Here is a 6,776-nt window from a genome sequence, read left to right as displayed (position 1 = left end):
CCTGATCAGGTAATAGATTTGGGAGTGTATGGAACGGTTTCTGATGCGTTAAAGAACCTTCTAAAAGACAAACAAAACCTACTGAATGAGCCTACTACAAGAGAAATAAAACAACATTTTGCATGCTATGGTGTTGGATTGATAGAAAGAGAAGTTAACTCTGCCCAAGTTAAAGAGACCATTAAAAAATTTTTAGAATGGATACGGGTAGATAGAAAAGATACGGGTAAATCTGGGCTTCAAGCGGCGCTAATGAGCGAGGTAGATAAGGCAAAACTTGACGTTGGCCTAGCAAGTGTGGAGTGGAGAATGAGTGTTACTAATCAGATCAATAGAAGTGTTGAAATTCAGATAAACGAATATTTGTCTGGTCATGCAGAACGGAACAAGATTGTTACATCTAGCGGTACTACTTTAACGGCACACGCAATAGAAGATTGGCTTACACAATACACTGCTTGATTCATGTTAAGTAACATCAGTTAAGGTGTGCCGCAGCGATACGAAAATAGAAGTACAAATTTATACCTAACAATAGCAATCAATTGCAATTCATTGGCTAATTTACAGGTGCTAAGCCCCCCTGCCTTTAAAGCAAGGTATACTACCTGTTTTTCTCACAAGGCAAGCTTTGCTGAACGTTATATTGAATTCCAATCTAACGCCAATCCCCCCTGAGTTCGGCGACTTTTTGTTGCATCACTTGTGTTGTTGCCTCTTTGGGGGGGACGGGCTCGCCAGCTTCAATTTCTATATGTGACCAAAAACGAGCTGGTAGCCCACAGCAGGCGCGCCCTTTGGCACGGCTAAAATAGCTTCCCCACAATCCCTTCAATGCCATGGGGATGACAGGCACAGAGCTGCGTTTTAAAATAATATCCATCCCGCGCATGAAATCGCTGATTTCGCCATCCGCGGTTAACCGTCCCTCTGGGAAAATGCAGACGATATGCCCCTCTGCCAATGCTTGTTCTACATCGTTAAAGGCTTGTCGGATAGAACCGCGACGCGTTGCGGAAATGGGTATCACGCCTGCACGTTTCAAAAAGCGACGAAGTGGCGGCAAATTGGCGTAATCCTCTTCCATCACAAAACGAATTAAGCGAGGACAAACCGCGCTCAGCAACAGTGCATCCATATAGCTAACATGATTGCACACCAGCAGTGCTCCGCCCTTTTCAGGTAAGTGATGAAGATTTTTGTGGCTGACTCGATACATGGTATGCGTCAGCATCCACATTAGAAATCGCACCAAGAAGACCGGGACTTGGTAGCATAAATAGAGTGCAACAAAGCCATTAAGCAAAGCTAATATAATGAAGAACTGAGGGATCGTAAGCTCAAGAAAACTCAAACAGATAATCCCTAATAGTGCACTCGCCACCATAAACAGTGAGTTGTAGATATTTAAAGCGGCAATGACTTGTGCGCGTTGAGTGACTTTAGCACGCTGCTGCATTAGCGCATATAAAGGCACAATGAAGATGCCACCGCAGACGCCAATCAACAATAGGAAAAGAAACATCGGCCATAGTGATTGGTAGCTGATAAATTGATAAAAATCAGTAAATTGAGGCAGTTTTTCTGGTACGGAGGTTGCCATTAAATAGCCAAATAATGTAATGCCAAAACTGCCGATAGGCACGATGCCGATCTCTATTCTATGATGCGATAATTTGTCACAGGTCAATGAGCCAGTGGCAATACCAACAGAAAACAGTGCTAGCAAAAAAGAAACGGCGCTCTCTGTGCCATATAAATAGTGATGCGTGAAATTTGGAAATTGAGTTAAGTAGGCGGCACCTAAAAACCAGAACCAACTGATCGCCATTACGCATTGGAAAATAGTACGGTCTTGTTTGGCAATCGCAATGGTCTGCTTGGTTTGCTTAATGGGCTGCCAGCGAAAAACGAGATCGGGTGCGCAAGCAGGGGCTTTAGGAATATGACGGCTGGCTAAATAGCCTAACAACGCAAATAGCACCACCGCGCCAGCAGCCACGTATTTAGTGTAGGGCATCGAGGCAATGAGCCCAGCCCCCAATGTGCCTAATAAAATCGCTAAAAATGTGCCTGTTTCCACTAACGCATTACCCGGAACCAATTCATTCGGCTTGAGTTGCTGCGGCAATAAAGCGTATTTGACTGGACCAAAAAAGGCCGATTGTGTCCCCATCAAAAACAGTAATAACAGTAAAATGGCGTAACTCTCGGTCATAAAACCGATCGCGCCAAGGCACATGATGCCAATTTCAGCCAATTTCACTTTACGAATGAAAGCGGATTTTTCGTACTTGTCAGCAAGCACGCCAGCAGAGGCAGAAAAAAGGAAAAAAGGAAGAATGAATAGCCCTGCGGCAAGGTTAATAAATAAATTACTGGAAACCGGTAACACGTTCGCTCCAGCAAACGCGACCAATAGCAGCAAGACATTTTTAAAGATGTTATCGTTAAATGCGCCAAAAAACTGGGTGATGAAATACGGAAGAAATCGTTGCTGAGTCAGCAATGAAGATTGAGATTGACTCATTGATGGTCCTTATCGCGCCCAGTGATTAAGATAGTTTGAGAGTAGGTTTTCAATCAGCTCTTTCCCATCGATGGGTTCGGCGGCGAAAAATTTATCATCTACGCTTAATAAGGTAATACCATGTACGCCAGACCACAGGACTCGGCTTGCTTGCAGCACTTCTTGTTGCGAGTGTTGTGGAGCAAGGATGGTCAATAAACCTTCAAGCATGGCGGTCATGTTGTCGATGCGCTCTGCTTGCCACTGGGGAAGTCGTTCACCATTCATATTATGTTCAAAAATAAGTTGCCAGCGATTGGGGTGCAACTGAGCAAAATCGTGGTAGCAATAGGCCAATTTATACAACGCTTCTTTTGGATCGCTACACTTACCCACCACTTTTTTCGCTTGTGAAGAGAGTTCATCCAAGGTTTGAGCTACCACATGCAACAATAAAAGATTGTAACTGCCGAAGACATTGACCAAAGTGCTAGGTACGTAGCCAATCATGGTTGCGATTTTACGCAGGCTGAGCTCGTGATAAGTGTGATTTTGAAGAAAATGCTTCGCGGTCTTGAGTGTCAATGCTATCAGTTCTTCTCGGGTGTGATCGTTTCGTCTGGCCATGGTTACGTATCAATTATGAACAACGTTCGATATTCTAGTGGGGTGGTGTATAAGCGTCAACTTATGGACGGTTAATTTGCAATATTCTGATACATGTCTGCGAGAAGCAACGGTTTTCTTGTCTATCCGAAGTGGTTATGATGAGTAAGCCTCAATAATTATAACCCTAAGGAAAAACATGAAACGTTTTTTTTCCCTTGTAGCATTGCTGATGGTTGCTGTTGCGATCACACCGATAGCAGAAGCAAAGAAATTTGGCGGTGGTAAATCGTTTGGTAAAAGCTATAAAACGGCTCCAGCTCCCAAACAGCAGACTCAAAAAAATGACACCATTAAGCAAGATCAAGCAGGTAAAGCTGGTTCGACCAAAAAAGGTCTGATGGGCGGATTACTGGGTGGTTTACTCGCTGGTGGTCTACTGGCGGCTTTCTTTGGCGGCGCGTTTGAGGGTATCCAATTTATGGATATTCTGATCTTCGGTCTGATTGCTTTTGTGCTCTTTAAACTGATGCGCGGTATGCTTGGTGCGAAGCAGGGTAGCATGAATCGGCAGCAGCCTGCGTTTGGTGGTGTGAATAACCGGACGGAGTTTGAACAGCCTAACGTGCACAATTTTGAACAACAGCCTCAAGCCACGGGTGGTTTTGGAGCGAATGCACACAGCGATATCCCACATAACTATCCAGCCGGTTTTGATAAGGTAGCTTTCATTAATGGTGCGCGCGAACACTACCGTATTTTGCAAGGTGCTTGGAACCATAACCAACTTGAAACTGTTGAAGAATATGTATCGGCGAGCTTGTTTGAAGATTTAAAACAAGAGCGCGCAAAGCTAAACGGTGAACAGCACACAGATGTGATGTACGTAGACGCTGAAGTCGTTCGCGCCGATTACGATGCAAGTAAAGCGCAGTTGAGTTTGCAGTTTACTGGCCGCTACCGCGATTCCGTGGAAGGCATTGAAGAAGATATTAATGATGTGTGGCATTTAGAGCGTGATTTAACCGTACCTAATGCACCTTGGTTGATTGTCGGCATTCAAGGCTAAGACTTTTCACGATGGATCCAAAACGCCCAAGTTTGTCTTGGGCGTTTTGCTAGGTCACTAAGCTAATTTAGCCGTTGTTTCAAAGGCTTCTAATTTTGAAAGATAAGGTGTTAAATCACCAATGTTGTTTTTCACCCAATCGGCACAGTAATAGGTATCTAAATAACGTTCGCCGCTGTCGCATAGCAGCGTCACGATGGAGCCTGTTTCACCTCGTTGTTTCATCTCACTGGCAATTTGCAAAACCCCATAAAGATTGGTGCCGGTAGAAGGGCCTGCTTTGCGGCCGAGTAGTTTTTCCAACCAATAGATCGTAGCGACACTGGCGGCATCCGCAACGGTGCGCATTTCATCGACTACGCCGGGAATAAAACTCGGTTCAACTCGTGGACGACCAATTCCTTCAATTTTGCTACCACACTGCAAGGTTAAGCTTGGGTCTCGGCTTTTGAAATAATCATGAAATACCGAGTTTTCAGGGTCGACGACGCACAGTTTGGTATTGTGTTTTTGGTAGCGAATAAAGCGGCCTATAGTTGCTGAGGTTCCGCCTGTGCCCGGGCTCATTACAATCCATGTCGGAACGGGGTGATCTTCCATTTGCATTTGGTTAAAAATACTGTCGGCAATATTGCTATTACCACGCCAGTCGGTCGCACGTTCAGCATAAGTGAACTGGTCCATATAATGGCCATTCAGTTCTTTGGCTAAGCGGTGTGATTCGGCATAAATTTGATCAGAGCGATCGACTAAATGCGCTTGGCCGCCATAAAGCTCAATCTGCTCAATTTTTTTACGTGCAGTACATTTGGGCATTACAGCAATAAAAGGCAAGCCAAGTAAACGGGCAAAATAAGCTTCTGATACCGCAGTACTGCCCGATGAAGATTCAATGATAGTAGTTTCAGGGCCAACCCAGCCGTTACAGATGGCATACAGGAAAAGAGAACGGGCTAGGCGGTGTTTGAGTGAACCCGTAGGATGCGTACTTTCATCTTTGAGATAAATATCGACCCCAGCGACACAAGGCAAATCGAGCTTGATCAGATGAGTATCGGCCGAACGTTGGTAGTCCGCTTCTATTTTTCGAATTGCGTTGTTAATCCATTGATGATCGGTGCACATGGTTCTCTCTCCATCGTTATTATGAGGGTAATTTACCCTTAATGTGAGAGAAAAGCTTTGCTATGTTGCCTGTCATTTTGTAGTTTTAGAGAAAATTATTCTCTTATTCTGGGGAAGCTATGGAGCTTGATAGAATTGATCGCATGATCCTCTCATTACTGCAACAAGACAGCACTTTGTCGCTAAATGATTTGGCTGAAGCGGTGAACTTAACCACGACACCTTGCTGGAAGCGGTTGAAAAAGCTTGAAGAATCTGGCGTGATTGCGCAGCGAGTTGCCCTGCTTGACCCAGAAAAATTAGATTTGAGTTTTACCGCGTTTGTGTTGATTAAGACCAGCGATCACTCTCACGAATGGTACAGCCATTTTGTCGTGACTGTGTCTGAGTACCCTGAGGTGATGGAGTTCTATCGAATGGCGGGTGAGTACGATTACATGATGAAAGTGTTGGTCAAAGACATGAAGTGTTTTGACCAGTTTTATAAAAAACTGGTCAATGGCGTGAAAGGGATTAATAACGTGACTTCAACCTTTGCAATGGAGTCATTGAAGTACACTACTCAATTGCCTCTGGCATAGCCTGCTCGTCCGAGTCTTGTTATTTGGTGAAGCGCATCACACCTTCTTGCACTGCTGTTGCGACTAAATCTCCTTGGCGGTTGTAAATCTCGCCACGCACTAAACCACGGGTATTGCTGGCCGTAGGGCTTTCTATTGCGTAGAGCAACCATTCATCCATTTTGAATGGGCGGTGGAACCAAATCGAATGATCAATCGTCGCGACTTGAAAGTTAGGTGTCATCAAAGAGACTTTATGAGGATGCAACGCTGTAACTAAAAACCCCCAATCAGACGCGTAACCGAGCAAATATTGATGGATGAGTTGGTTATTTGGCAACTCACCATTAGCGCGTATCCACAGGTACTGTTTTGGCTCCGCTTTTTGTGGTTTTAGCGGGTTAATTACGGTCACTGGACGCATCTCAATCGCTTTTTCGCCACAAAAAACCTTTTTTATTTTTTCAGGTAATAAGTGTGCAATCTGGGCTGCCAGTTCAGATTCAGAGGCAAAATTTTCAGGACCAGGGATGTCAGGCATGGTGTTTTGATGTTCAAAACCGGGCGCTTCACCGTGATAAGAAGCAGTGAGATAGAAAATCGGCCGACCATTCTGAATGGCTTTGACTCGTCTGGTACTGAAACTGCGTCCGTCCCTTAAATTCTCAACATCATAAATGATTGGTTTTTCAGGATCTCCGGGGTAAAGAAAATAGCTATGAAATGAGTGAACAGTGCGGTCGGAATCAACCGTATAGCGAGCCGCCGAGAGTGCTTGGCCAATCACTTGCCCACCATACACTTGTGGTAGACCTAAGTTCTCGCTCTCACCTCGGTATAAACCTTCTTCTAGCTTTTCCAGTTGCAGCAAATCCAATAGTTCATTTAATGGTTTACTCATAGACCC

7 protein-coding genes are annotated in these 6,776 nt (G+C 44.6%); 3 read left to right on the top strand and 4 right to left on the bottom strand.

All coding sequences use genetic code 11. The features are described 5' to 3' along the window. On the top strand, nt 1-462 hold a 462-nt coding region (locus tag AACT21_RS04475), incomplete at its 5' end, for a hypothetical protein (RefSeq protein WP_094164175.1). A 196-nt stretch (nt 463-658) separates the two neighbouring features. On the opposite strand, the gene AACT21_RS04470 is transcribed toward AACT21_RS04475, so the two are convergent. After that, nucleotides 659-2,530, bottom strand: coding sequence for an MFS transporter (locus AACT21_RS04470; protein WP_094164174.1), 1,872 nt, complete (start codon nt 2,528-2,530; stop codon nt 659-661). A gap of 9 nt (nt 2,531-2,539) precedes the next feature. Continuing rightward, entirely contained in the window at nt 2,540-3,136 is a 597-nt protein-coding gene (locus AACT21_RS04465; protein ID WP_017048569.1) for a TetR/AcrR family transcriptional regulator, read from the bottom strand. 178 nt (nt 3,137-3,314) lie between these two features. On the opposite strand from AACT21_RS04465, the gene AACT21_RS04460 reads away from it, so the two are divergent. Continuing rightward, nucleotides 3,315-4,184, top strand: a complete 870-nt coding sequence (locus tag AACT21_RS04460; RefSeq protein WP_017048570.1) for a Tim44 domain-containing protein — start codon at nt 3,315-3,317, stop codon at nt 4,182-4,184. Between the two features lie 57 nt (nt 4,185-4,241). On the opposite strand, the gene AACT21_RS04455 is transcribed toward AACT21_RS04460, so the two are convergent. After that, on the bottom strand, nt 4,242-5,309 hold the full coding sequence (locus tag AACT21_RS04455) for a PLP-dependent cysteine synthase family protein (protein ID WP_017045283.1): 1,068 nt from the start codon (nt 5,307-5,309) through the stop codon (nt 4,242-4,244). Between the two features lie 119 nt (nt 5,310-5,428). Between AACT21_RS04455 and AACT21_RS04450 the strand changes: the two genes are divergently transcribed. Then, nucleotides 5,429-5,890 (top strand): Lrp/AsnC family transcriptional regulator, encoded by a 462-nt coding sequence (locus tag AACT21_RS04450; protein ID WP_010319994.1) that lies wholly within the window; start codon nt 5,429-5,431, stop codon nt 5,888-5,890. Between the two features lie 19 nt (nt 5,891-5,909). Here the strand turns inward: AACT21_RS04450 and tesB are convergent, their stop codons facing one another. Beyond that, nucleotides 5,910-6,770, bottom strand: coding sequence for an acyl-CoA thioesterase II (tesB, locus tag AACT21_RS04445; protein WP_013856442.1), 861 nt, complete (start codon nt 6,768-6,770; stop codon nt 5,910-5,912). Nucleotides 6,771-6,776: the final 6 nt, after the last annotated feature.

This window comes from Vibrio sp. V08_P9A1T1 (assembly GCF_963874405.1).
GTDB lineage: Bacteria > Pseudomonadota > Gammaproteobacteria > Enterobacterales > Vibrionaceae > Vibrio > Vibrio anguillarum.
This window is presented reverse-complemented; position numbering and strand designations above follow the sequence as displayed.

Coding starts and splice junctions, on each gene's coding strand:
- AACT21_RS04470 (WP_094164174.1), bottom strand. CDS start 2,530: ATGAGTCAATCTCAATCTTCATTGCTGACTCAGCAACGATTTCTTCCG.
- AACT21_RS04465 (WP_017048569.1), bottom strand. CDS start 3,136: ATGGCCAGACGAAACGATCACACCCGAGAAGAACTGATAGCATTGACA.
- AACT21_RS04460 (WP_017048570.1), top strand. CDS start 3,315: ATGAAACGTTTTTTTTCCCTTGTAGCATTGCTGATGGTTGCTGTTGCG.
- AACT21_RS04455 (WP_017045283.1), bottom strand. CDS start 5,309: ATGTGCACCGATCATCAATGGATTAACAACGCAATTCGAAAAATAGAA.
- AACT21_RS04450 (WP_010319994.1), top strand. CDS start 5,429: ATGGAGCTTGATAGAATTGATCGCATGATCCTCTCATTACTGCAACAA.
- tesB (WP_013856442.1), bottom strand. CDS start 6,770: ATGAGTAAACCATTAAATGAACTATTGGATTTGCTGCAACTGGAAAAG.